This window comes from Streptomyces sp. NPDC059080 (assembly GCF_042739975.1).
Lineage (GTDB): Bacteria > Actinomycetota > Actinomycetes > Streptomycetales > Streptomycetaceae > Streptomyces > Streptomyces benahoarensis.
Genome location: NZ_JBHYGX010000008.1, coordinates 82152 through 106185 on the forward strand (window position 1 = coordinate 82152; position 24034 = coordinate 106185).

The window sequence follows — 24034 nt, forward strand, 5'->3', positions numbered from 1 at the left end:
CCTCACTGCATCTGGTCGAGCATCTCGGACAGAGCCCCCTTGACCAGCAAAGCCTTCTTGATCTCGTCTGCCGTCACATACGGGTACTCTCCGTACTCGATGAAGCTCGGACAGTGGTGCTCGCGAACGAATCTGACGAATGCCTCCGGATTCGTCCGCCAGTCCTCCGGAAACCCCTCCAGATGCTCGAACGCCGTACTCACGCCCGCCTTGGTGAAGAGCGCGATGGCGTCCTCGGTGTACTTGTCGAAGTCGGTGTCGAAGATCCCCTGATACATGAAGCGCGTATCGTCATCGAAGAGAATCCAGCGCAGATAGTGCAGCTTCAACGGCGCGAGAAGGTACGGATCCTGTTCCAGCGCCCCGGCCAGTGCCTCGCCGTACTGGCGCATCGCGTCAGCGTGGCCGGGCTTGACCCGTGCGACGATGGTGAATCCGTAACACGCCGGAGTCCTGGGGAAAACGGGCCCGTACTTCCCCTGTTCGAGTTGATCCGTCTCCTTGGGGAGGACGACCGCCTGCGGCCTGATCTCCATTTCCGCGCCTCCTGCCAACCCCTACGCAGGGGCCCTTCCATCCTCCCGCCCGGTCGCCGGGAGCGCCTGCCGAGAAGCGATCCCCGGTGCAGGGAGAGGGCGACCAACTGTCGACGAGCCGGTGGACCCACGATGGTCGCCTGCGGCCGGCGGTGCGGTGAGCGTTTGCCGGACCCTCCGGACGGCGACACGCTGGGAACATGGTGCGCAAGCCGGCTTCGAACGTGCTGACGGGGTGGGCTGTTCACCGTCCTGGTCCGATCGCGGACCGGCCGCTGGCGCCCGTGCACCGTCCTGTGCCCGCGCCGGGCCCAGGCGAGCTGTTGTTGTGGGTGGAGGCGTGTGGCGTCTGCCGCACGGACCTGCACCTGGCCGAAGGCGACCTGCCTCCGCACCGGCCGTCGACCGTTCCCGGTCATGAGATCGTCGGCCGCGTGGCGGCCGTCGGTGAGTCCGTCACGCGGTTCCGGGCCGGTGACCGAGCTGGTGGGGCGTGGCTGCGGGGCACCTGCGGCAGCTGCCGCTACTGCCGGGCCGGTCGCGAAAACCTCTGCCCTGCCTCCCGCTACACGGGCTGGGACGCGGACGGCGGTTTCGCCGACACCGCCCTCGTCCCGGCGGACTACGCCTACGCGCTCCCGGACGGTCAGGACGCCACCCTGCTGGCACCACTGCTGTGTGCCGGGATCATCGGCTACCGGGCGCTGCGTCGTAGCGCCCTGCCGCCCCACGGCCGGCTCGGAATCTACGGCTTCGGGGCCTCGGCCCATCTGGCGGCGCAGGTCGCCCTGGCCGAAGGCGCCACCGTGCACGTGCTGACCCGCTCGGTACGCGCCCGTGAACTCGCCGTCGACCTCGGCGCCTCCTCCGTGGGAGGTGCGTACGACCGCCCTCCCGAACCGCTGGATTCGGCGATCCTGTTCGCGCCGGTAGGTGACCTGGTGCCCGTGGCCCTGGAGGCGCTGGACCGTTCGGGAACGCTCGCCGTTGCGGGCATCCACCTCACCGACATCCCCGCACTCCAATACGGGCGCCACCTCTTCGAGGAGCGGAACCTGCGCAGCGTTACCTCCAACACGCGGCAGGACGGCCGCGACTTCCTGGACACGGCCGCGCGGATCGGCATCCGGGTCACCGTCAGCCCGTATCCGTTGAGCCGCGCCAACCAGGCTCTGAGGGACCTGGCCGCAGACCGGGTCAACGGCGCCGCCGTGCTCGTGCCCGGATGACCCGCGCGGTTCTCTGCCTGCCGGCCCGGTGGGAAGCGACGCCGGTACCGGCCCGGATGGTGGCGGGCCGGTGACGGAGGGATCACCACGAGTGCCGGGGACGGGCGTCTGCCCGAGCGCGACGAAGCTCCCCCAAGCAGGACAGGGCTGAAGGGGTGACGATGGAATGGTCCGTATTCGACCGTGCCGTCCCATGAGAGAGGTGGCAGGCATGACGAACCCCCCCACGGCTTCGGACGACGGCCCGTCGCAACCCCAAGACGCCTCTGCGGAGAGCGACCGCCTGGGGATCCTGGCCAACCTCGGCTGGCAGGCACTGTTCACCATCGGCCTGGCGTCGATCGCCCTGGGCGTGATCATCCTGGTCTGGCCGGGCAAAACGTTGCTCGTCGTCGGTATCGCCTTCGGCGTCTACCTCTTGGTCAGCGGTGTCTTCCAACTGGCCGGCGCCTTCGGCACACACATTCCCGGGCATCTTCGGGCACTGCACTTCATCACCGGTGCGATCAGCGTGCTCCTCGGACTCATCTGCTTCCGGGGGACCCTGCAATCGACCCTGTTGCTCGCCCTGTGGATCGGCTTCGGCTGGCTGGTGCGCGGCATCATGATGACCGCGGCTGCAGGTTCGGCCCGCCAGACCCCCGCGCGTGGCTGGCAGCTCTTCCTGGGCATCCTCACCCTGCTCGCGGGCATCGTGCTGATCGTCTCGCCGTTCGGCTCGATCGCCGCGCTCGCTTCGGTGACGGGCATCATGGCCATCGTCCTGGGCGTCGCAGAGGTGAGCAACGCCATTCGCCTGCGCATCGCCATCGGACACCACGCCAAAGGCACCACCTCCAGGCATCGGCGGTCCGTCTTCCCTCCACGCCCTCACCCGCAGCACTGACACGAGGGGCTCCTGTCCGGGACGGCTTGGAGCACGCCGTCCCGGATACCCACGCTCGACCTGAAGGCCGAGCCCGCACCGGTGGACGCCGCGGGAACCCGCGCCCGCCTGGACCGCATCCAGGACGTGACCCGGCTCATCCGGGACGCCCCCTTCCCCGTCGTGGCGGCCGTGCACGGGTACGCGCTGGGGGCGGGCTGCGAGTTCGCCCTCTCCTGCGACCTGGTCGTCGCGGCGGAGGGCACCCGGTTCGGTTTCCCGGAGGTGGGCGTCGGGCTCAGCGTGACCGGCGGCGTCTCTCGCCTGCTCACCGGCGCCGTCGGCCCGATCAAGGCGAAGGAACTCATCCTGCTGGGAGAGCACTTCGACGCCCAGGAGGCGCGGCGGCTGGGCCTGGTCACCCGGGTCAGCGCCCGGCTCCGCGGACCGCAAGGGCCGGCTGGACCCCGGCCTGCTGGCGGACCTCGCGGTGCTCGACGCCGACCCCACCACCTGCGCCCCTGACCGCATCGGCGCCATCACCGTCCTGGCCACACTCGTCGGCGGCCATCCGGCCCACGACCCCCACGGTCTCGTCACGCCCGGCCGCTGAGTCCGGCGGACGTGACACCGATCCCGCCGCGGACGGCAGCCGGGGACGGCAGCCGGGGACGGCAGCCGGGGACATGACCTCAGCCCCCTCCCACCGCAGATTTCACCGGCGGGTATACATCTGCCTGGCGCTCCGTCACACTTCCTGCTCTCCACCTTTACAGTTCATCAGCATCAAGGAGCCTCATGTCTCGCGCCCGCTCGCCTCGCACGCCACGGCGGAAAACAGCAACGGCCGCCGGGCTGGTGGCGGTGTCGGCAGCCGTCGCCGCTGTCCTGGCATGGCCCGCATCGGCAGGCTCCGCCGCGAACGGCCCCTCCCGGACGGCACACGTCAGCGGCTCGGGCCCGGCCACCAGCAGCTCCTTGCCGACGACCGCCAACGGCCACGCTCTCGTCGCCGCCGCCCCGGCCGCCAAGGGCGGCCGGGTGCTGTGGACACCGCACATCACGGCCGGTCGCTCGGCATTCCCGGATGTCCAGTGCTCCGGCGGCACCTTCGGAGTGGTGAGCGACCGGGTCAAGGGGAAGGTCTGGCGCGCCCGCCAGCCCGGTGGGCGGGAGCGCTGCGAGGCGGTCGGCCCGAAGCTGAAGCTCGGTAGCACCTTCTTTCTGGGCTGGTCGTCCAAGGTGGACATCCGCGACAGCAAAAACCGTTACGTCTTTCAGTTGAAGTGCAGCCCGAGCACCGGCACGGCGAACCACCCACTTGAGCTGGACGCCACCAACGGCCGTATCCGCCTGCAGGCGTGGACCCACAAACATGCCGCGGTGCCGCTGTGGACCGCACGGGTCAAGAACGGCACCTGGCACTCCTACGCCCTGAAGATCCATGAAGGCCGAAAGGACGGCACCGTTGAATTCTGGTTCGACGGTGTGAAACAGCGGTTCACCAACGGCTCGACGCGGTACACCGGCACCACCTACGACGGCACCAGCGACTACCTCAAGTGGGGCTCCTACCACCCGTCGCCCCGCGACGCCGTGAACTGGTTCACCTCGCCCCGCATGGCCACCACGCTCGCGGCGGCGACCGCCCGTTCGTGACCACTGCCGGTGCGGTGCGGCGCGGCGCGGCGCGCGGCCGTACTCCGCAGGACACCGGCACCGTCTCGGCCGTCGGGGACCGCGGGACGGGCCGATGCGCCGTGCCGGTCATGGCGCGGTGGCGGATGTCGCGGTGACGACGCGCCCTCCATGACGATGTCCACGCCCCCGCTGGAGGGTGCTCCGTCCGTTCCCGTGCCCAGTCCGGGAGCCGGTCGGCGGCGACGACCCCGGTCTCGCCGCCGCACCCGGCCGAGGCACCCCCGGAGCGGACGGCGCACCTCACGGAGGGGGACGGCGTGCCGCTGCGGCATCGGACGCCTCACATGGTGATCAGGTGAATGACCAGAAGCCGGCGCACCCAATTTGACCTGCACAAATGGGGGTGGTGACCTCCTGCTTCCGGGTGAAAGGTGTGGCGGGCGGGGCGCGTCCGGGGCGAAAATTGGATCAATTGCCCAATTTATTACGTGTGACTGATCCCGTAGACGTGGCGATGGTCCTGGTGGGCGGCTTCCCGACAGTGCCGGTGGACGGCGGCGGGGAGGAACTCGGTACGACGCAAGGACGGGGGGACGGGCCGCACGGCACGGAGCCGTCCGGCCCCCAGCTCACCTTACGGTCGGGCGTAGAGCCTCCCGAAAGTCCCTGACCTGCGGGTTGCTCTGGTAGGGCACGAGGCGGTGCGCAAGCCGGGGCAGGGTGCCGTGGGCGGAGCCCGCCGCCAGCTGCCGGTGGTGGCGCAGCGCCTGGAAGGCGTGGTCCGCCGCCCCGTCGACGTCGTCGAGGGCGAGCAGGGTGTGCGCGATCCGGGCGTGCAGCAGGGCGCGGGCCTTGTGGTGGTCGGCGGGGCGGCAGGACAGGGAGAGTTTCAGCTCCCCCAGGGCGGTGCGGTGGTCGCCCAGGCAGGAGAGCACCTCGGCGCGTTGGTAGCGCAGCGCGGTCCCGGGATAGCTGGTGAAGGGGCCTTCGGGACCGGTGGCCCGGGCGAGGCGTGTCTCGGCCGCCAGCAGATCGGCCCCGGCACCGCGGCCCCGGCCCGCCCCGGCCCCGACGACCGCGCGCCCGGCGTGCAGATAGGCGCGGACCGCGTCGGGCACCGCGCCCCCCGCGAGATCGACGGCCGCGTCGCCGAGGGCCGCGGCCTGCTGGTGGTTGCCGAGTTGGTGCGCCTGCACGCTCAGGCAGCGCAGCACGATGGTGTACGAGGTGAGGTCACCGGCGGTACGGGCCAGGGCGAGGGCGACGTCGTAGTAGTGCCGGGCGAGGGCCGGGTGGCCGATCTCGCCGGTGCGTACGGCGAGCAGCAGCGTGAGCTGGGCGGCGCCGGTGAACAGGGCGCGGCGGACGGTGGGGTGGGCGGGGGCGGTCAGCAGCGGCGCCACTTCGGTGGCGAGGAACCCGGCGAGCACCGGTCGGCTGTGGGCGCCGCCGTACCGCTCCCCCATGAGGGCGGTGCGGAGCGCGACCGCCTCCAGGCGGGCCGGGGCGGCGGCGGACGCCCGGGGTGCGCGGGGGTCGGCCGGGGGGAGTTCGGGGCGCCGTCCGCTCCATCCGGTGTGGAGGCGGGGCGGGTTGGCGAGGGCGGCGGTGGCGAGGGCGCCGCGCCGGGCGGGGTCGGCGTCGGTGTGGCAGAGGGCGGCGAGGCGGCGGACCGGGTCGCCGCCGCGCAGCGCGGCTCTCGGTACGGGGGCGACGGACGGTTCGGTGAGTCCGGTGCCCTGGAGGGTGACCCGGCGGCCGAGGCGCTGGCCGAGGACCTGGCCGATGAGGTGGGCGACCGGGGGGCGGGGGCGGGCACCGTCGAGCCAACGGGCCACCGAGGCGCGGTCGTAGCGCAGGCGCAGGCCCTGGGCGGCGCCGAGGGCGTTGACGGCCCGGGCCAGGTCGGTGGCGGACCAGTCGGCCTCGGCCAACAGGGCCGCCAGCATACGGTTGGGGTGGCGCGGAGGCGTCATGGCGGTCTTCCTCGCTCACTGGTCGGACCGGACCGGATGGTCGGCGGCGCGTACCTGGTGTCACAGCAGCTCACCGCGGCGGCTTTCCACGCTTTCACGCTTCCCGCTGCGATCCGGCGTTCCGCCTCGGCTGGATTCATGGTTCCTTCGGTGCACGGCTCCTGTCTACGACTGCACGCCTCGCAAGGGTGCTCTCCGCCGCCGTAGGGCTGCCTCGGAGGAATTCCGGGAGCGCGGCCCATGTCGGCGCGCACGGCACCGGCGCCCCGCCCAACGAGCGTACGGAGGCGGCCGTGCCGGCCCGCCCGTTCGGCGCGGACGGGCGCCGGGGCCGGGGCCGCGGGCGGAGGTGCCGCTACCGCTGCGGCGGATCCGGGCTGACGCTGAAGGTGACCGGTGCGCTCGGCCGGGCGGGAGGCGGGCCGTCCTGCCAGCCCTCCACGGGAGACCGCAGTGCGCTGATCATCCACCAGCTGAACAGCCCGGCCGCCAGCAGCCCGAGCCCGGCCAGCACACCGCACGAGATCAGCTTTCTCCGCTGCGCCACATCGATTCCTGATCCGGGCCGCTGCACGCGGACCGCTCGGCGGGTGTCCGTGACGTCGCCTCTGCTCCGCGGCGTCACGGACTCCCTATCCGGCGGTCTGCGTCGTGCTGCGCCCCTTGACGTCGAAGTCCTTGGCCAGCCCGACCAGATTCAGCCGGGCCAGGTCCGCCTGCTCGAAGTGGAGCGGCCCCTTGTCGAGGTCGCGCCGGTGCTCGCTGGGGACACCCCAGTCGTACCGCTTCTGCACCTCGACCTGGTAGGCGACATGGTCGCCCTCCTTGTGGCCGACGAGACGGTACTGGAAGTGGTTGAGCGCGTAGTACCAGTTCAGGCTCTTGTCGCCCTCGTTGGTGTCGGGTGCACTGCTCTGCCAGGAGCTTTCGAAGGTGCCGTCCGGGAGTTTCCTCACCTCGGCGAGGGTGGTGTCCACGTCCCGGCGGAAGGCCGGCATGTCGGCGAGCATACGGTCCGCGTCGACCTCGACCGGCTCGCCGGAGCCGTCGAGGAAGTGGCCGAGGAGGTCGGCGGCGTCGCCCCATCCCTGGGCATTGAGGTAGCCGCGGACGAGCCCGAGCTGGGCCTCGTTCCAGCCGTCGCCCATACCGGCGTCGTCGCGGTCGACGCGGTCGCGGTTCTCGGTGCGGAAGGTGTCCTCCGTGCCGAAGAGCACCTTCAGGCCGCGCTCCAGGCTCCCGTCGACCTCCGTCGCCAGGCGGAGCACGTCCTTCAGTTGGTTGCCGATCTGCTGGGCACGGTCGTCGTGTTCCCGTGCGGTGCGCTGTTCCTCCGGCGAGAGCGGGCCCGGTGCGCGCATCACCACCCAGGCGACGGAGCCGTCGCCGTTGACGCTGAAGCCCTCGTCGATGGCCTGCTGTTGCAGCTCCGTCGCCTGGCGCTGCAGCTCGGCGAGGCTGCGGAAACCGTCGCCGGTGCCGTCGACGATGTCGTCCAGGAAGTCCTTGACGCCCTTCGTCTCCTTGGCGACCGCGTCGAGGTCGAGGCCGATGCCTTCGCAGGTGCGGGACGCCTCGGTCGCGTCGTCGCCGCTCCAGTGCGCCCCGGCCTTCAGGGGTGCGGTGACGGCGTCCGTGTAGCTCTCCAGGGACTGCCGCAGACGGGAGGCGATCCATTCCCAGTCGGAGGCGGCGCTGCGGATCTTCCCGAGATCCAGGTTCACCAGCCCGGTCAGGTCCACCATCGGTCGGCCTCCTATCCGAAGATGTGGTGCCAGGTCTCGGTGAGGAAATTCTCGTTGCCGTCGATATCGCTGGCGTTGAAACGCATGTTCTCCGCCGCGTCGGACAGCTCGTCTCGCACGAGTTTGTTGAGTGCCTCCCAGCGCGAGGACAGCTCGTCGACGCTGTCGGTGAACGTCCATCCCGGCGCCGCGCCTTTGAGCGCGCTCACCGCGCCGTCGGCGTTTCCGAGGAGCTTTCCCAGGGCGCCACCCGTGGCGTCGATGTCATCGGCGCATTGGCGCATCCAGCGTGTGTCGGCTTCCATCCGTACCCCCGTGCAGTGCCACCGACGGCCATGTGCGGCGAACGGTACCGGATTCCGGCCCGAGTTGACCCGTGGTCGGCCCGGGAACCGGCCAGTCGGCGGCCGGCCCCGCGACCGGCCCCGCCGCACCCGGAACGCGGGGACCACGAGGGCGGCGCGGCTCCGGGGAGCGGGCCTTCCTCTGAACGAATGGGCCGGAATTCGACGGCCGGGAAAGAGAATTCCAGCCTTTCGGTGAACCGCCGAGCGAATCGCCCTTTTCCCTTTCCTGAGGTCCTTGATCGTCGGACCGCCCACTCTTGATCCAGCATTTGCGCTTCCGTAGCGCACGCGGACATCCGGGCGTGCATCGATAGGAGTGCGCCCGCCGGAACAGGCGGCGACGGAAAGGGAACGTCCGCGATGCCAGAACACCTTCCCCACGCCTCACTTCACGCTCCGTCCGTGGGCGGCGCGCCGCCACGGCCCGCGGCTACCGGCACGCTCACCGGCGTACTGGCGGCCACCGCGCGCGGCCGTCCCACGGCGCCGGCTCTGGACGCCGGAGGGCGGGTGCTCGACTACCGCACCCTGCTCGCCGAGGTCACCTCGTTCGCGGCGGCCCGGCACCACCTCCTCGGGCTGCCGCCGCAGGCCCTCGTCCCGGTGCTGACGCTGGTCGAACGGCTGCCGACCCGCACCTCGGGCACGGTGGACCGGGCCGCGCTGCCCTGGCCGCTGCCGCATCCGGTGGGCGAGGAACGGCCGGCGGCGGTCGGCACTCCGGCGGGCCGGGCACCCGCGAGCTCGCCGCGTCGAACTGGTCCGATCTGGCCGATGACGCCCAGCGCATGCGGATCGGCGCACCCGGCCCCTCGAAGCTCTTCGACGACCGGGTCTACTCGCGCGGCGCGTGCACCCTCCACGCCCTGCGCACCGTCCTGGGCGACGCCACGTTCTTCGCGCTGCTGCGGAGTTGGACCGCCCGTTACCGCCACGGCAGCGCGGGCACCGAGGAGTTCATCGCCCTCGCCGAACGCCACGGCCGCCGCCCGCTGCGCTCCCTGCTCCACGCCTGGCTCTACGACCGGCGGCTGCCGCCGCTGCCGGAGGAGCGGGGGCCGGCGTAGCGGGTGGCGGGCGCTTCGTGGTGGGTTCTGGTGCTCCGCCCTCCGGTGTGACGTCTGTTCGCTCCGGCCCAAATTCGTGACGCGGACGGCCGGGGCGTACGAGGATGGCGGCATGTCGTACACCCACACACCCGACGAGTCGCTGCCCCGCCAGGTCGCCGACGCCTACGTCGACGCCCTCATCGCACTGGACCCGGTCACCGGCACGTACCTCGGCGACGCCGATTCCTCCGGGCGGCTGCCCGATCTGTCGCCCACCGGGCAGGAGGCCCTGGCTCAGCTCGCCCGCGCCACGCTGGAGCGGCTGACGGCCGCCGAGGCGCTGGCGGGCGCGGCGAGCGCGGCCGAGAAGCGCTGTGCGCGGCTGCTGCGTGAGCGGCTGGAGGCGGAGCTGGCGGTGCACGAGGCGGGCGAGGGCCTGCGGGCGGTCAGCAATCTGGGCTCGCCGCTGCACCACGTCCGCGAGGTCTTCACCCTCACGCCGTCCGGGACCAACGAGGACTGGGCGGCCATCGCCCGGCGGCTGCGCGCCGTGCCGGACGCCCTGGAGGGGTACCGCGCCGCCCTCGACGCGGGGCTGCGACGCGAACTGCCCGCCGGGCCGCTACAGGTCGCCACGGTCGTGGAGCAGTTGGACGAGTGGATCGGCGCGGGTGCGCGCAGCTGGTTCGCCGACTTCGTCGCGCCGGGGCCTCAGGCGCTGCGCACCGAGCTGGAGGAGGCGGCCGCCGTGGCGACGGGGGCGCTGGCGGAGCTGCGTCACTGGCTGCACACCCACTACGCACCGGCCGTCGCCGACGCCCCGGACGTGGTGGGCCGCGAGCGTTACGCCCGGCTGGCGCGGTACTACACCGGTATGGACCTCGATCTCGACGAGGCGTACGCGTACGGCTGGTCGGAGTTCCACCGGCTGCTGGCGGAGATGCGCGTCGAGGCGGAGAAGGTGCTTCCGGGTGCGGCCACCCCGTGGGAGGCGCTGGCCTGGCTGGACGGCAACGGCACGCACATCGAGGGCGTCGAGGAGACCCGGCGCTGGCTCCAGGAGTTGATGGACGAGACCATCGCGGAGCTGGACGGTACGCATTTCGCTCTGTCGGAGCGGGTGCGGCGGGTCGAGTCGCGGATCGCGCCGCCCGGCAGCGCCGCCGCGCCGTACTACACCCAACCGTCGCTGGACTTCAGCCGCCCCGGCCGCACCTGGCTGCCCACGATGGGCGAGACCCGTTTCCCTGTGTACGACATGGTGACCACCTGGTACCACGAGGGCGTGCCGGGCCACCATCTGCAGCTGGCGCAGTGGGTGCACGTCGCGGACGACCTCTCCCACTACCAGACCACCGTCGGCATGGTCAGCGCCAACGCCGAGGGCTGGGCCCTGTACGCGGAGCGGCTGATGGACGAGTTGGGCTTCCTCACCGATCCGGAGCGGCGGTTGGGGTACCTCGACGCGCAGATGATGCGGGCGGTCCGTGTGATCATCGACATCGGTATGCATCTGGAGCTGGAGATCCCGGCGGATGCGCCGTTCCACCCCGGTGAGCGGTGGACGCCGCAGCTGGCGCACGCGTTCCTGGCGGCGCACTGCAGCCGGCCGGCCGACTTCGTGGAGAGTGAGATCATCCGCTACCAGGGCATTCCCGGGCAGGCGATCGGCTACAAGCTGGGCGAACGCGTCTGGCTCCAGGGCCGCGCCGCCGCCCGTGCCCGGCACGGTGCCGCCTTCGACCTCAAGGCGTGGCACATGGCCGCCCTGTCGCAGGGTTCGCTGGGCCTCGACGACCTGCTCGCGGAGCTGTCCGCACTCTGAGGCCGTCCGGCCGGAACCTGGGCGCGGGCCCTGGTTCCGGCCCTGGTTCCGGCCCTGGTTCCGGCTCGGAGGCAGACCCCTCGGCCGGGCCCCGCCTCCGCGGTGCCGACCGTCCGGGCAGCACTTCCGTGGTGCCGCCCGGCCCCCGTCGCGTCCGCCCGTCAGCCGGACTCCGCCCGGGGCGCCACCGCGACCACGTGGTAGACGCGCTCGCCCACGGCGACGTCCCCCAGGGGCGTCATGCCGAACCCGTCGACGTGGACGCGCCAGGACGGCTGGTTGGCGGCTTCGATGAACGCGACGAGCGCATCCGCGCGGCCCGCGGCGGCGGTGCGCGCCATGGTGAACAGCCGCCGGGCGACGCCCCGCCCCCGGTGTGCCGCGTCGACGACCAGCGGCCCGTACAGCAACCAGCGCACCGCACTCAGCGGGCGCCCCTGCCACCGGAGGGAGTCCTGCGCGGCGAGCAGCGCGCGGACCGGGGGCGGCGGGGCGGGCAGGCTGTCGGGAGCGGAGAGGGCGAGGAGCCCGGCGACCTCACCCTCGTCGTCCGCGAGGAGGAGTCCGCCGTGGGCGGCCATTCCCCGCAGCGCGCCCTCGTTCAGGCTCCCTTGGACAAATCCCTGGTCGGCGCGTTGCTCCGCGGTGAGGGCGTCGTGGTGGTTGGCGGCGAAGAGCGCGGCCATGGCGGGCGCGTCGGCCTCGGTGGCATAGCGGTACTGCATACGCCGATGCTGCCACGGACGGGGCACGGCCGCGGCCGGACGGGAAGCGGACGCCGGACGGGTCTCTCCGAGGGGCGGCACGTCGCGCGATCATCTCCGTTGCACATCAGGCAACCGATGGGACGTCAATGGTGTTGTAGGAGAGAGGAGTTGGCCGGACGGGGGGCGGAGGGCGCCCCGGCGAGGACGCAGGAAGGAACAGGGGGTGCGAGAAGGACCCGATCAAGGACAGGTGCAGGCGGGCCCACTACGCTGACACCGTGTCGAGTAACGAATTGGAACGGCTGGCCCGGATCCGGATGCAGGTGACGAAGGAAACCCTGGAAGCCGCGATGGCGGCCCTTCAAGGACATCCGGTGGACCCCGAACCCGATTCCGACGACGGAAGGCAGCGCACCCCCGAGCCCGAAGCGGACGAACGGCCCGACGACGAGATCCCGCCGCCACCGAGGCTGCGCCTGCTGCCCTGACAAGGCATTTCACCGCCCGCACGCGCGGCGCCACCCCGAGCCGGCGGAAACCACCGCCGCGCGGCCGGAGGGCACCGGCAGGGCGGCGCCGCCCACCGGATCCCGCGGACGGGTGGGCGGCGCACCAGAGGGCCCGGACGTCAGGTCTCCGCGTGCAGGCGCTGGAGCGACGCGACCAGCTTGTCCACCTCCTCCGTCGTGTTGTAGAGCGCCAGCGAGGCGCGGACCGCGCTCTCCACGCCGTAGTGGGCGAGCGCCGGTTGGGCGCAGTGGTGTCCAGCCCGTACCGCGATGCCGTCGCCGTCGAGCCAGGAGGCGACCTGGGAGGGGGCGTGTCCGGCGAGGGTGAAGGTCAGCACCGCGATCCGGTCCGGCGCCGAGCCCAGCAGTTGCAGCCCCGGCACCTCGGCCAGGGCCTGGCGGGCGTAGGCCAGCAGGGAATTCTCGTAGGCGGCGACGGCGTCCCGGTCGAAGGCGGTCAGCCAGTTCAGCGCGGCCAGCAGGCCGACGACACCGGAGATGTGCCCGGTACCGGCCTCCAGGAGGTGCGGGGCGGGCGCGAAGGTGGTCCGGTCGAAGGAGACCGACTCGATCATGTTGCCGCCGCCCTGCCACGGCGCCATGTCCCGCAGGACGTCCGGCTTCGCGTAGAGCGCGCCGATGCCCGTGGGGGCGAACAGCTTGTGGCCGGAGAACACGTAGAAGTCGGCATCCAGTTCCTGTACATCGACGGGGAAGTGCGCCACCGCCTGGGCGCCGTCGACCAGCACCTTGGCGCCGTAGCGGTGGGCGAGCGCGGTCATCTCGCGTACCGGCGGGACGGTGCCGAGGACGTTCGACGCATGGCTGAGCGCGACGAGCCGGGTCCGCATGGACAACAGGCCGGCGTAGGCGTCCTGGTCGATCTGCCCGTCCGGCCGCAGCGGTACGGGCACCACACGGGCCCGGGTCTCCTTGGCGATCATCTGCCAGGGGACGATGTTCGAGTGGTGCTCCAGGACCGGTACGAGGATGTCGTCGCCCGGCCCGAGGTGGGCGCGTCCCCAGCTCCGGGCGACGAGGTTGACCGCCTCGGTGGTGCCGCGGGCGAAGACGATGCCGTCGGGCGACGGCGCCCCCAGGAACTGGGCGACGGCCGCCCGGCCCTCCTCGTACGCCTCGGTGGCCTCGCGGGCCATGGTGTGCGCGCCGCGGTGGATGTTGGAGTTGGCGGATCCGTAGAACGCGGCCAGGGCCTCGATCACCTGGCGCGGCTTCTGCGTGGTGGCCCCGTTGTCCAGCCAGACCAGCGGGTGGCCGTTCACCGTGCGGTGCAGGATCGGGACGCCCGCGCGCGCCGCCTCGGGGGAGAACGCGGTACGCCGGACGGGGAGGCCGGAAGGGTGCGCGGCGGGCGGGGTGGTCGCGGCCGGGGGCGCGCCCGCGTGCGTCGGGGACGGGTCCGGGGGCTGACCCGGACGCCAGCCCCGGAGGGGGTCAGGAGTAGTCATGGTAGTGGGAGACCTCGACGTTCTGGAGGACCGCGAGGGCGTCCTCGACCAGCACCGCCGCGTTGAAGTACGCCGTCATCAGGTACGACGTGATGCCCTTGCGGTCGACGCCCATGTTCCGCATCGCCAGGCCGGGTTCGACCTCGTCCTCGACCTTTGCGGGGCGCAGCCCCACCACGCCCTGCTCGGCCTCGCCGACGCGCATCAGCAGGATCTCGGTGGTGCCGATGCCCGCGCCGCCGGAGAACGGCACCTTGTCGGAGGGGAGCAGCGGCACACCACGCCAGGTGAGCAGCGGGCTGCCGAACCGGTTGTCGATGACCGGGGGCACGCCCCGGCGGGTGCACTCCCGGGCGAACGCGGCGATGGCGCGCGGGTGTGCCAGGAAGTAGCCGGGCTGTTTCCAGACCCGGGTCAGCAGTTCGTCGAGGTCGTCGGGGGTCGGGGCGCCGGTGCGGGTCTGTACCCGCTGCCCGGGGGCCACATTGGGCAAGAGGCCGAATTCCGGGTGATTGAGCAGGGAGGCTTCCTGACGTTCCCGCAGCGCGTGCACGGTGAGGTTGGCCTGCGCGCGGGTCTGGTCGATGGGCCCGTTGTAGAGGTCGGAGACCCGGGTGTGGACCCGCAGCACGGTCTGCGCGAGGGTCATGTGGTACTCGCGGGGCGTGTCCTCGTAGTCGACGTAGGTCGCGGGAAGTTCGGGTTCGCCGATGTGCCCGGCGCTGAGGTCGACCGGCACCTCGGCGCCCGGCAGGACACCGTCCGCCACGAGGTAGGCGTCCAGCGCTCCCCGTACCGTCGCGTCGCGGTCACACAGCCCGGAGAGCGCGGCGCGGTCGACGCAGAGGGCCACGCCGGGGGTGAGCGCCTTGACGCGGTACGGCAGGGGCGCGGCGCGGGTCCAGGCGCCGAGGTCGAAGAACTGGCCGTCGGCGATCACTTCGAGCAGGGCGTCCTCGCCGTAGCGCCCGCTCACCCGCTTCTCGGCGCGCCCCTGGGCGATCACCCACAGCCGGTCGTGCGCCTCGCCCTCCGCGGCCAGGATCTGCCCGGCGTCGAAGGGGACTTCGGTGAAGGCGTCCGCCAGCTCGGCGAGCAGCGCGTCGTCGGCCTCCCGGAGGTAGGGCAGCTCCCGCAGGTCGCCCGGGATGACGCGGGTCGTTCCGCCGTCGCTGTGGGTGCTGATGCGGTCGTCGCCGAGGACGTAGGTCCGGCGGCGGTTGACGCGGAAGACACCGGATTCGACGTCCACCCAGGGCAGGGCGCGCAGGAGGTAGCGCGGGGTGATGCCGCGCATCTGGGGTGTGGTCTTGGTGGCGGTCGCGAGTTGCCGTGCGGCATCGGGGGTGAGGCTGGTCCGGTCGCTCACAGGGGCTCCTTGCCGTAGGAGGTACCGGCCGGTGGGGCCGGCCGGTACGCGGTGAGCCGATCGTCGATTTCCGATCCCGCCGCCCGCAACCGGCCGCTGCGCGGGCGCGGCCGGAAAGTTTCGCCGTACGGGAGGTGCGGATTCCGCACCTCTGATCGAGCGCCCGCCGCCGCACCGCCGCTGCCCTGCGCGCGCTTCCGTCCAGGGCCCTCGCGGCGCCGTCCCGTAGCGCTCCGTCGAACGTTCCTCACACGACGCGATTTACCTCACGGAAGACCTTTGACCGCCCTCAAGTGCGGCTTATATCAATAATTTGACGCTTCGTCAGTTTCGCTGCCCTGCCGGTCACCGCGAAGAGGTGCGGGCGCGGCGCGGCGCCCGTGAAGCAGGGGTTGCCGGCGGAGAGAAAGGGATGCGCGGCCGAGGCTTCGTCGTGCACGATGGCTGACCAGGCACTTCTGGCGTTTTCTTGACGCCGGGGGCGTGATCGTTCTTGACTGCCACGGTCATCCCCGCCGCGGGGCACCTCTCACCGAAGGTCGTGAACATGCTGGCTGACGCCCCTTCCGCCACCGAAGTGGTCGGGCAGTTCCTGCTCGGTGACTCGTTCGCCTGCCTGGCCGGTCGTTCGGCCTGGCGGCAGGGCGGGATCACCCATCGCCATTACACCTGGCTCGGTGACCACGAGGCGGCACGGCAGCTGGCGGAGGATCTTGAGGCGTATGTGGCGGCCGTGGACTGGACGGCCAAGCCCTTCACCAGCTTCGTCGCGACGTTCTCCGGGCCGCTGGAGGTGCCGGAGACCGAGTTCGAGCGGCTGATGTGGCAGCAGCTCCAGGGCGTGCACGACCACGACAGCCGTACGCACGGCTGGGCCGAGGGGTACGACCACGATCCGCAGTCGGGGGCGTTCGCCTTCAGCGTCGCCGGGCACCCGTTCTTCGTGATCGGGCTGCACGAGACGCACGTCCGGGTCGGCCGCCGGCCCCCGTTCCCGATGCTGGCCTTCAACTCCCATGCGCAGTTCGACCGGATAAAGGCGGCCGGGCTCTGGGACCGGCTCCAGGAGAAGATCCGCAAGCAGGACATCGACCTGCAGGGCGACATCAACCCCAACCTGCTGGAGTACGAGAAGCTGTCGGAGGCCCGGCGGTACTCGGGCCGCCCGAAGCCGGCGGACTGGGCGTGCCCGTTCTCCGCCCAGGTGAGCAGCTAGCCACCACCCCGGCCGCCGTACGGCGCGGGGCCCGGCCGGGAGATTCCGACGCTGTCGGCGAATCCCTTCGGGCCTTGCTTCGCCCCGCTGGTGATCCGGCGGGGCGAAGAACAGCCTCGGGAGATTCCGGCCGGGCCCACCGCGGGATGCTGCAGGAGCGTAGCTTCTGGCGGCCGAGGACGGCTGCTCGGGCCGCTCCCTACGCAGCGTCCGCGCGCCGGATCGCGAGAACCGCCGCGTCGTCGCCGAGCCGCCCGTTGACGTACGCCAGCAGGTCCGCGTGGAGCAGCCGCAGGACGTCGCGGGGGCCGCGTCCGCTCCACGCTGCGGCGCGGCCGGCCAGCGGGTAGAAGGTGCCCTCGGCGTTCCGGGCCTCGGTGACGCCGTCCGTGACGAGCAGGAGCAGATCGCCCGGCGCGAAGGCGAAGGTGTCGACCCGGAACGAGGCGGGGCCGCCGAGCCCGCCGAGGCCGATCGGCAGGGCGACGTGCCGGGCGTCGAGGGTGCGTACCTCCCCGTCGCGCAGCAGCAGGGGTGGCGGATGCCCACAGGTGATCGTGTGGACCCGCGGTTCGCGGTCGGGGACGTCGAGCAGGGTGGCGGTGGCGAAGACCTCCTCCTCGTCCGGGGCGTCGCTCCCCCACTGCGCGGTGTCCCAGCGGATCGCGCCGTCGAGATGCCTCGCGAGGTCGGGCAGCGATGCCTGGCGGTGTGCGGCCGCCCGGAAGGCCCCGAGGAGCAGCGCGGCGTGCCCGTACGCGGGCAGCCCCTTGCCGCGGACGTCGCCGATGAGCAGTCGGGTGCTGTCGTCCGTACGGGCGGCGGCGTACAGGTCGCCCCCCATCTCCGCCTCCTCCTCGGCGGCGAGATAGAGCGAGGCGATCTCCAGGGGGCCGCTGCGGGATGGCAGCGGGCGCAGCAGCACCCGCTGGGCGACGGCCGCCACGGAACGGGTCGTGGCCAGCCGCCGTTCGATGCGGTCGCGGACCACGGTGAAGAGCACCACCAGGGTGCCGACGAGGATCAGCGCGACGATCTGCACCTGGTGGTTGCGGGAGGTGGCGTCGCCGCTGATGACCCCGATGGCGACCTGGGCGATGACGGCGAGCACCGCGATCGCCCCCGTGACCAGCGGCCCGGCGAACGCCGCGGTGAACGTGGGGGCGGCCACCAGCAGCGGCCCGAGGTGCACCTCGGGCGGGAAGAGGCTGTCGACCACGCAGACGGCGCAGATGAGCGCGAGCGGGATCAGCACGAGATACCGGGTGAGGTCCCGGCGTTCCCGCAGTACGCGCAGCTCACGAAAGGGCATGTGTCATGCTCGCACCGCGGCGGCCGATGCGCCCGGCGACCCGTTACGCGTCGGAGGCCGGCGCCGTCCCCGTTCCCTCGCGCGTCCGCAGGCAGGGAGAGGACGGCGTCCGGGACCTCGCACTGGAGGGCCGGGCCGTCGAGTCGACGGGGCGCCCGAGGCAAGGCGGCCGGGCCGGATCGGGGCGGCCAGGCCGAGTGCCGCGTGGAGGCCGAGCCAAGCCGAACCAACCGACCCGGAGCGTTACCATTGCGGGCAATTCGATCACCGCATCAGCCACTCCCCCACCCCCAACTCCCTTCCCTCACACGGAATCCAGCCCCCGGACCACCCTTCCGGGCGGTGGAAATCAAACCACCGAGTTGGTTTTATGGGGCCATGACCCGCCCTCACCCGCACCTTCCCCCCACTTCCGCGTGGCGCTCCACGGGCGCGGCGTCCGGTCCAGCCCGGCGCGCCCGGGTCCTGGGAGGTGCCCGATGAGCCGGCAGCCGCGGTCCGCGCAGACCCGGCGGGCGTTGATCCGTTCCGCCGCGCAGACCTTCGACGAGCACGGGTACCCGCGGGCGAAGCTCACCGCGATCAGCGCGGGCGCCGGGGTGAGCACCGGCGCGCTGCACTTCCATTTCGACACCAAGGCCACGGTCGCCGCGGCCGTCGAGGACGAGGCGGCGCGCACACTGCACGAGTCCGCCCGCACCGTGCGGCACCTCACCCCGGACCCGCTCCAGGCGCTCGTCGACACCACGCACGTCCTGGCCCGACAGCTGGCCACCGACGTCGTCACACGGGCCGGATACCGCCTCAACTGCCAGTCCGCGTACCGCTCCGGACCAGATTTGCGGACACGCTGGCATGTGTGCGTTCGCGAACTCCTCGACCGGGCCGGGGAGCAGGGACTGCTGGTGCCGGGCCTGGCGGCGGAGGATTCGGCGGCGGCGCTCGTGGGAGCGACGACCGGTTTCGAGGTGCTGGCGCGCGAGGACGCGAACTGGCTCACCCCGTCCGCGGTGACGGGCCTGTGGCGGTCGTTCCTGCCGATGCTGGCGGGCCCCGGGGCGCCGCAGACACCGGAGCCGTCGGGTACGCGGACGACGCCGCGGGTACAGCGGCGCACCGCGGCGCCGCAGCGGACCGCATCGGCGCTGGTGCGGTAGCCCGGCGGGTGAAACGCCCGCCGCGGCGGGTCCGTTCAGCCGCCGGTGGCGGGGGCGTCCGTACCGCCGGACCTCCGGTGGGCACGCCACATCCGGGCGCCGCGGTCGGCGGCGGTGTCCAGTCGGCCCAGCACGCCCGGGACGGCCATGCCCGGAAGCACATGGTCGTACAGCGCCGCGATCTTCGTTTCGAGGCGGCCGCCGCCGATGGCGGAATTGACCACCTCGACGCCGGTCCAGGCGCCGACGAAGAGCGCGGAGGTCTCCTGCGGGTCGATGTGCGGCAGCAGTTCGCCCTGGTCCTTGGCCTGTTGCAGCATGTCGGCGAGGTAGTCGATCCAGCCGGGCCAGGAGGTGCCGAGGAGCGCGCGGGCGTGCTGGTCGGCGGAGAGCGTGATGGAGGCTCGCAGCAGCGGCTCCTGGGGCAGGCGGTGGGCCAGCACCATGCCGACGTCGACCCATTCCTGCAGCTTGGAGTCCTGCGGCAGCACGCCCTCGGTGGTCAGCGCCTCGCCGAGCACGCCCCGTGCGAGGTCTTCCTTCGAGGTGAAGTGGAAGTACAGGGCGCCCTTGGTCACGCCCGCCCGGCCGAGGATCTCCGCGATGGTCGCGGCGTCGTAACCGCGTTCGTCGAAGACCTCGCCGGCCGCCTCCAGAATCGTGCGCCGAGTCTGGATCGCCCGTGCCTGCCGCGCCATCAGGGGACCTCATTCGTCTGTCGCCGCCGGTGTTTCCGGCATCCAACGAGCCGGCTTTCCGATGGGCCCGAACACCGGATCGTCATTACCTTCAGCGACGCATTGCAAAGAAAACCGGGCAGTACGTATCTTAGCATTTGACGGAACCGCCGGTTCAGTACCAGACCACCGCACCAGGGGAGTCGAGTGCCCAATGTTGCTCATACCGAGCCACTCCGACCGGCCTGAACTGCCGCACAGCGCACGGCAGCCCGATGCTCCGGAGCGGGCAACCTCCGCGGTGCGCAAGGAATTCCTCCACCTCAGCTTCGACGACTCCGTTTTCCTGACGGGGTGCGAGCGGCGCGGGGCGATGGAGTTCGCTCTCACGGCGCGCTGGCCCGGCTTCATCCGGGCCGCAGAGAGCGGCGGGGTGCGACACGAACCCCTGGTCGTGGCGCAGACCATCCGCCAGGCCGGACTGCTGATCGCCCATGCGGAGTTCGAGACGCCGCTGAATCACGCGATGCTGCTGCGGACCTTCGGCTTCCGCCTGGATGCGTCCTTCCAGCCGCCGGAGGGCGTACCGGTCGAGGTCGTCCTGCACGCGTCCGGCGCGGAGCAGGACCGGCGCGGTGCCCGGCTGACAGGGCTGCGCCTGCAGATGGAACTGACCACCCCGGAGGGCATGCGGATCGGCAGCGGGGCCACGGACTTCGAGTGGATCGCCCCGGCGGTCTACAGACGGTTGCGCGGCAATCACGTCGAGGCCGTCCGGGACCAGCCGCCGCTGCCCGCGCCCGTGGCGCCCGAGCGGGTGGGACGCCACGACCCGGCGGAGGTGGCGCTGTCGCCGACCGAGCGGGCCCGGCGCTGGCAGCTGCGGTGCGACTTCTCCAACCGGCTGCTGTACGACCACCCGGTCGACCACGCCCCGGGGCTGGTGCTCATCGAAGCCGCCCACCAGGCGGCGCGGTTGACGGCGCCCGCCTCGTTCGTGCCCCGGACGGTCAGGACGGCGTTCGACCAGTACGTCGAGTTCGACGCGCCGTGCTGGATCGAGGCGGAGACCTTCGGCGGCGAGGCCGGCGGGGACGGTTTCCGGGTCATGGTGCGCGGCTACCAGGACGACCGGCAGGTCTTCCGCAGCACGCTGACGTAACGGCGGCCCCGGCGGGCGGAGGCCAGTGGCCCGGGAGTACGCACCCCGGAGCGCGGCGCTCCGGGCGTCGCAGGGGCGCCGCGGTCCGTCGGCACGGACGGGGGCCCGCGCGTCACACCATCGTGAAGCCGCCGTCGACCGGCACCACCACTCCCGTGACGAACGACGCGCGGTCACTGCACAGCCAGGCCGCGGCCTCGGCGATCTCCTCGGCGCGGGCGGTGCGCGCCTGCGGGGTGGCGGCGTGCAGCCGGGGTTCCAGCTCCGGATTGCGGGCGAACCAGTCGGCGATGATCTCGCTGCGCGTGGTGCCCGGGGCGACGCTGTTGACCCGGATGGACCGGTCCGCGTATTCGGCCGCGGCGGCTTTGGTCAGCCCGGCGACGGCATGCTTCGACGCGATATAGGGCGCGGCGGCCGGAATGGACTGCAATCCGCCGACGCTGCTGTTGTTCACAATGGAGCCACCGCGAGGGTTTCCCAACATCGCCCGTATTTCGTACCGCAGGCAATTCCAGGTGCCTCGTACATTCGTTTCCATGATCTGTTCGTAGACCGTGTCGTCCATGAGATGCATGGCGTTCTGATCGCCGCCGACCCCGGCGTTGTTGAATGCCGAATCCAGACGGCCGAAGGTGTCGAGCGCGAGGTCCACGACCCTGCGCACCTCGTCGGGCCGGGTGACATCCGTCGGCGCGTACGCCACCTGGGCGCCCTTTTCCCGCAGCTCAGTGGCTACCTCGGCGAGCCGGTCGGCGCGTCGGGCGGCGAGCACGAGGGTGGCCTGTTCGGCGGCGAAGACCCGCGCCGCGGCGGCGCCGATGCCGCTGCTGGCCCCCGTGATCAGAACGACTTTGCCAGCAAGAAGGCCGTGTTCGGTAGTCACGGCCGGATTGTGCCACGCCCGTTTCGAGCACATTCCCGGAGACTTGTACGCGGCGGTCTGGTTTTGCGGTCGAGGAGCGCACACGGACACCCGGAAGGTCACCTTCGCGTACCTGATCGCCGCGTGGAGCGCCGGTTTTTCCAGACCGTACGGTTTGGAAATTACGCGCCCGGCGCATTCCGGGGATTCAGGGGCGGCGGGGTGGTATGGCGCGCGGCGCCCGCTCCCCTCACCCACGGCATGCGAACGGCGCGGTCACCGGTGTGGGATGACCGCGCCGTGGGGCCGGTGCGGGTAACTGGCGCTCCGGCGCGCGGCAGGCCGTGCGTCCGGGTGCGGCGGGCCGGCCGCGTCAGCTGAAGGTGCCGGGCTCAACCGCGGTGATGGTGAACTCACCGCCGCAGACCCGGAGGTTGCCGCTGCCCGTCGTCATGGACTCCTTCGAGCCCGGCGCGTAGACGTACACGTAGGCGCCGCGCTTCCAGCACGGGGTGTCGGAGACGCCCTCGTTGACGGTGTGGACCAGGGCGTGGGCGCTCGCGCCGGGCGCCAGGCGGACAACGCCGCCCGCGCCGCCCTCGCGGGTGGCGGGCCTGCCGATGCGGGTGCCGTCGCGGGAGATCAGCGAGACGCCGGGGTATCCACGCAGCGTGCACGCCTTCTTGCCCTTGTTGGTGAAGGTCAGCGGGTACCGGAAGTTCCCGGCACCGGCGTCGGGGGCACCCAGGCTCAGCGACATCTGGGCGGAGGTGCAGCGGTCCGAAGCGGCCAGCGCGGACGGGGCCTCCTCCTTGGCACCCGGGGTGGCCTTGCCGGGGGCGTGCCCGGGGCTCGCGGACGTCGCGTTGCCCGCTCCGGGGGCGCCGGTGGGCGCGGCGGACTCCTTGGCCCCGGCGCTCGGCCCGTCGCCGGAGGGCTGGGTGTCGCCGCCGGGCGGCCGGGTCGCGTCCTGACCGGCGGCGGTGGGCGACGAGGCCGGAGCGGCGTGCGAGCCGGAGCCGGAACCCTGGCAGGCGGTCAGTGCGAGCGCGGCGACGGCGATCAGCGACCCGGCTGCCAGACGGCGGCCGCGGCCGAGAGCCTTGCTGGTGAGCGTCATGCGGCTCCCCCTCGGGTGGTGGGTGGGTACCCGCCTTGCGTGGGTACGCACGGTCGAATCGGCTGCCCGGCCAGCGTGCCCCGAGGCGCTGGCAGGTGGCTAACGGGGCACTAACGCCTCACTAACGACGGCGCGGTGCGTTCGGTCGCCCGTCGGCCGCGCCGACCCTCGACGGCAGTATGAACCTCTCGGCCACCTGGCGCCTTCGGACGGTATCGGCCCTCGTGAAGCCCCAGGTCCCGGGCCGGGTACGCGGCCCCGCCCGGTGCCGGGTGGCCGACCGGGGTGTCCGTCCGCGGACCGGCTCCGTTGCGTAGGGCGGGTACGTCGACCGGGGATGGCCCGCACGGCGTACGCCCGCGGACGATACGGCGGGCGCACTGCCACGTCCAGGCCCGGCGGCGGGTGGTCACCACCGTCGGGGCGGGGACAACGGCCCGACGGAGCGGCCGACCACCATGGCGGATTTCCGCCGGTCCCCCGCCGTGCCGCGGCGCAGAATGCGGAGTGTGAACAGCCATGACAGGAGTCGGCGCCGCGCGGCCCGGGGCCCGGTGACGGGGTGCCGCCGGGGCGGCCGCGCGGGCACCGGACGAGGGGGCCGCGATGTCCGCGCGCAGCGGTGAGGGGCGGCGGGCGGCGAGCCCGCTGCTCTCCGCGGCGGAGGTGACCGCGCAGCTCGGTGACGTTCCCGCGCCCGCCGGTCACACGGACGCCGAACTGGCCGCGGTGCTCGGTCTGCTGACGGATCCGCCGGGCGCCGGGCGCCGCCGCACCCGGATCGAGGCGGTCGTCGTCGGGCACAGCCGGGACACGGCGTCGGCCGCGGCGGCGCGGGCGTTCGCCGGGGCGTGGCGGGCGGCCGGGCGGCAGGTGTGGGCCACCGTCGACTGGCCGGAACAGGCCGCCTCGTGGCTCCGGTTCGCGGGCCGTCTGACCGCTCCGGAGCCGGACGCCTGGGTGATCGCCGCGGCGGCGCCGGGCTGGGCGCAGATGAGCCGGCGACTGCGGCACAGTACCGGCTGGGATCCTGCCCGTACGGTCGGTTTCGCGGCGCTCGGCGACCCCCGGCTCGCCGCGCTCGCGGGCCCCGGCACCCTCGACGGCATGCGGGGCGCCACCGCCGACGGACACACCTGGGTCATCGACCGGGGCTGGGTCACCCGGTCCCTGCCGGGGCCGCCCGCGTAGCGTGCCGGGGCCGTCGGAAGTGGCAGCCTGGAAGAGGCGCGGCAACAGACCCGCCTGAAGTGAAGGG

24 protein-coding genes are annotated in these 24034 nt (G+C 72.4%); 12 read left to right on the forward strand and 12 right to left on the reverse strand.

Annotation, left to right across the window (positions count from 1 at the left end):
- Positions 1-2: 2 nt before the first annotated feature.
- Entirely contained in the window at positions 3-536 is a 534-nt protein-coding gene (locus ACFWWQ_RS08890) for a hypothetical protein (protein WP_384592409.1), read from the reverse strand.
- Positions 537-736: 200 nt separating this feature from the next.
- Here ACFWWQ_RS08890 and ACFWWQ_RS08895 point away from each other — a divergent pair, with 200 nt between their 5' ends.
- The 5 genes from ACFWWQ_RS08895 (at position 737) to ACFWWQ_RS08915 (ending at position 4289) form a co-directional block, all read left to right on the forward strand.
- Positions 737-1765, forward strand: a complete 1029-nt coding sequence (locus tag ACFWWQ_RS08895) for a zinc-dependent alcohol dehydrogenase family protein (protein WP_384592412.1) — start codon at positions 737-739, stop codon at positions 1763-1765.
- 211 nt (positions 1766-1976) lie between these two features.
- Positions 1977-2651 carry an HdeD family acid-resistance protein gene (locus ACFWWQ_RS08900; protein WP_384592415.1) on the forward strand — a complete coding sequence of 225 codons (675 nt, stop codon included), beginning with the start codon at positions 1977-1979 and terminating at the stop codon, positions 2649-2651.
- An 81-nt stretch (positions 2652-2732) separates the two neighbouring features.
- Positions 2733-3155 (forward strand): enoyl-CoA hydratase/isomerase family protein, encoded by a 423-nt coding sequence (locus tag ACFWWQ_RS08905; RefSeq protein ID WP_384592418.1) that lies wholly within the window; start codon positions 2733-2735, stop codon positions 3153-3155.
- Positions 3106-3243, forward strand: coding sequence for a hypothetical protein (locus tag ACFWWQ_RS08910; protein ID WP_384592819.1), 138 nt, complete (start codon positions 3106-3108; stop codon positions 3241-3243). The genes ACFWWQ_RS08905 and ACFWWQ_RS08910 overlap by 50 nt, the downstream gene beginning before the upstream one ends.
- 185 nt (positions 3244-3428) lie before the next feature.
- Positions 3429-4289, forward strand: a complete 861-nt coding sequence (locus ACFWWQ_RS08915) for a heparin lyase I family protein (protein WP_384592421.1) — start codon at positions 3429-3431, stop codon at positions 4287-4289.
- 611 nt (positions 4290-4900) lie between these two features.
- On the opposite strand, the gene ACFWWQ_RS08920 is transcribed toward ACFWWQ_RS08915, so the two are convergent.
- The 4 genes from ACFWWQ_RS08920 to ACFWWQ_RS08935 form a co-directional block, all read right to left on the reverse strand.
- On the reverse strand, positions 4901-6247 hold the full coding sequence (locus ACFWWQ_RS08920) for a hypothetical protein (protein WP_384592424.1): 1347 nt from the start codon (positions 6245-6247) through the stop codon (positions 4901-4903).
- A gap of 355 nt (positions 6248-6602) precedes the next feature.
- Complete coding sequence (locus tag ACFWWQ_RS08925; RefSeq protein ID WP_384592427.1) at positions 6603-6794, reverse strand: hypothetical protein; 192 nt, start codon at positions 6792-6794, stop codon at positions 6603-6605.
- Positions 6795-6879: 85 nt separating this feature from the next.
- A complete protein-coding gene (locus tag ACFWWQ_RS08930; RefSeq protein ID WP_384592430.1) occupies positions 6880-7992 on the reverse strand; it encodes a hypothetical protein in 1113 nt (370 codons plus the stop codon).
- Between the two features lie 11 nt (positions 7993-8003).
- Entirely contained in the window at positions 8004-8297 is a 294-nt protein-coding gene (locus ACFWWQ_RS08935; RefSeq protein ID WP_384592433.1) for a hypothetical protein, read from the reverse strand.
- An 830-nt stretch (positions 8298-9127) separates the two neighbouring features.
- Between ACFWWQ_RS08935 and ACFWWQ_RS08940 the strand changes: the two genes are divergently transcribed.
- Together ACFWWQ_RS08940 and ACFWWQ_RS08945 are read left to right on the forward strand one after the other, a co-directional pair.
- The gene (locus ACFWWQ_RS08940; protein WP_384592436.1) at positions 9128-9406 is read left to right on the forward strand and encodes a M1 family aminopeptidase; all 279 of its coding nucleotides are present in this window, start codon (positions 9128-9130) and stop codon (positions 9404-9406) included.
- Positions 9407-9518: 112 nt separating this feature from the next.
- Positions 9519-11213: a DUF885 domain-containing protein gene (locus tag ACFWWQ_RS08945; protein WP_384592439.1), complete on the forward strand. Its 1695-nt coding sequence runs from the start codon at positions 9519-9521 to the stop codon at positions 11211-11213.
- Between the two features lie 161 nt (positions 11214-11374).
- On the opposite strand, the gene ACFWWQ_RS08950 is transcribed toward ACFWWQ_RS08945, so the two are convergent.
- Entirely contained in the window at positions 11375-11938 is a 564-nt protein-coding gene (locus tag ACFWWQ_RS08950; RefSeq protein WP_384592442.1) for a GNAT family N-acetyltransferase, read from the reverse strand.
- A 260-nt stretch (positions 11939-12198) separates the two neighbouring features.
- On the opposite strand from ACFWWQ_RS08950, the gene ACFWWQ_RS08955 reads away from it, so the two are divergent.
- Positions 12199-12408 carry a hypothetical protein gene (locus ACFWWQ_RS08955; RefSeq protein WP_384592445.1) on the forward strand — a complete coding sequence of 70 codons (210 nt, stop codon included), beginning with the start codon at positions 12199-12201 and terminating at the stop codon, positions 12406-12408.
- Positions 12409-12548: 140 nt separating this feature from the next.
- Here the strand turns inward: ACFWWQ_RS08955 and ACFWWQ_RS08960 are convergent, their stop codons facing one another.
- Both ACFWWQ_RS08960 and ACFWWQ_RS08965 read right to left on the reverse strand, forming a co-directional pair.
- Positions 12549-13898, reverse strand: a complete 1350-nt coding sequence (locus tag ACFWWQ_RS08960) for a SufS family cysteine desulfurase (protein WP_384592448.1) — start codon at positions 13896-13898, stop codon at positions 12549-12551.
- Positions 13885-15267 carry a family 2B encapsulin nanocompartment shell protein gene (locus tag ACFWWQ_RS08965; RefSeq protein WP_384592451.1) on the reverse strand — a complete coding sequence of 461 codons (1383 nt, stop codon included), beginning with the start codon at positions 15265-15267 and terminating at the stop codon, positions 13885-13887. Before ACFWWQ_RS08965 ends, ACFWWQ_RS08960 begins: the two co-directional genes overlap by 14 nt.
- Positions 15268-15814: 547 nt before the next feature.
- Between ACFWWQ_RS08965 and gntA the strand changes: the two genes are divergently transcribed.
- The gene (gene gntA / locus ACFWWQ_RS08970; protein ID WP_384592454.1) at positions 15815-16483 is read left to right on the forward strand and encodes a guanitoxin biosynthesis heme-dependent pre-guanitoxin N-hydroxylase GntA; all 669 of its coding nucleotides are present in this window, start codon (positions 15815-15817) and stop codon (positions 16481-16483) included.
- A 199-nt stretch (positions 16484-16682) separates the two neighbouring features.
- Here the strand turns inward: gntA and ACFWWQ_RS08975 are convergent, their stop codons facing one another.
- Positions 16683-17795, reverse strand: coding sequence for a PP2C family protein-serine/threonine phosphatase (locus ACFWWQ_RS08975; protein WP_384592457.1), 1113 nt, complete (start codon positions 17793-17795; stop codon positions 16683-16685).
- 479 nt (positions 17796-18274) lie between these two features.
- Between ACFWWQ_RS08975 and ACFWWQ_RS08980 the strand changes: the two genes are divergently transcribed.
- Entirely contained in the window at positions 18275-18952 is a 678-nt protein-coding gene (locus ACFWWQ_RS08980) for a ScbR family autoregulator-binding transcription factor (RefSeq protein ID WP_384592460.1), read from the forward strand.
- Between the two features lie 35 nt (positions 18953-18987).
- Here the strand turns inward: ACFWWQ_RS08980 and ACFWWQ_RS08985 are convergent, their stop codons facing one another.
- Positions 18988-19650, reverse strand: coding sequence for a ScbR family autoregulator-binding transcription factor (locus ACFWWQ_RS08985; RefSeq protein ID WP_384592463.1), 663 nt, complete (start codon positions 19648-19650; stop codon positions 18988-18990).
- A 193-nt stretch (positions 19651-19843) separates the two neighbouring features.
- On the opposite strand from ACFWWQ_RS08985, the gene ACFWWQ_RS08990 reads away from it, so the two are divergent.
- Entirely contained in the window at positions 19844-20791 is a 948-nt protein-coding gene (locus ACFWWQ_RS08990) for a ScbA/BarX family gamma-butyrolactone biosynthesis protein (protein WP_384592466.1), read from the forward strand.
- A gap of 112 nt (positions 20792-20903) precedes the next feature.
- Here ACFWWQ_RS08990 and ACFWWQ_RS08995 read toward each other — a convergent pair whose 3' ends face one another.
- Both ACFWWQ_RS08995 and ACFWWQ_RS09000 read right to left on the reverse strand, forming a co-directional pair.
- Positions 20904-21677: a glucose 1-dehydrogenase gene (locus tag ACFWWQ_RS08995; protein WP_384592469.1), complete on the reverse strand. Its 774-nt coding sequence runs from the start codon at positions 21675-21677 to the stop codon at positions 20904-20906.
- Positions 21678-22029: 352 nt separating this feature from the next.
- Positions 22030-22776, reverse strand: a complete 747-nt coding sequence (locus tag ACFWWQ_RS09000) for a DUF4232 domain-containing protein (protein ID WP_384592472.1) — start codon at positions 22774-22776, stop codon at positions 22030-22032.
- Positions 22777-23382: 606 nt separating this feature from the next.
- Between ACFWWQ_RS09000 and ACFWWQ_RS09005 the strand changes: the two genes are divergently transcribed.
- Positions 23383-23967 carry a hypothetical protein gene (locus ACFWWQ_RS09005; RefSeq protein WP_384592475.1) on the forward strand — a complete coding sequence of 195 codons (585 nt, stop codon included), beginning with the start codon at positions 23383-23385 and terminating at the stop codon, positions 23965-23967.
- Positions 23968-24034 lie beyond the last annotated feature (67 nt).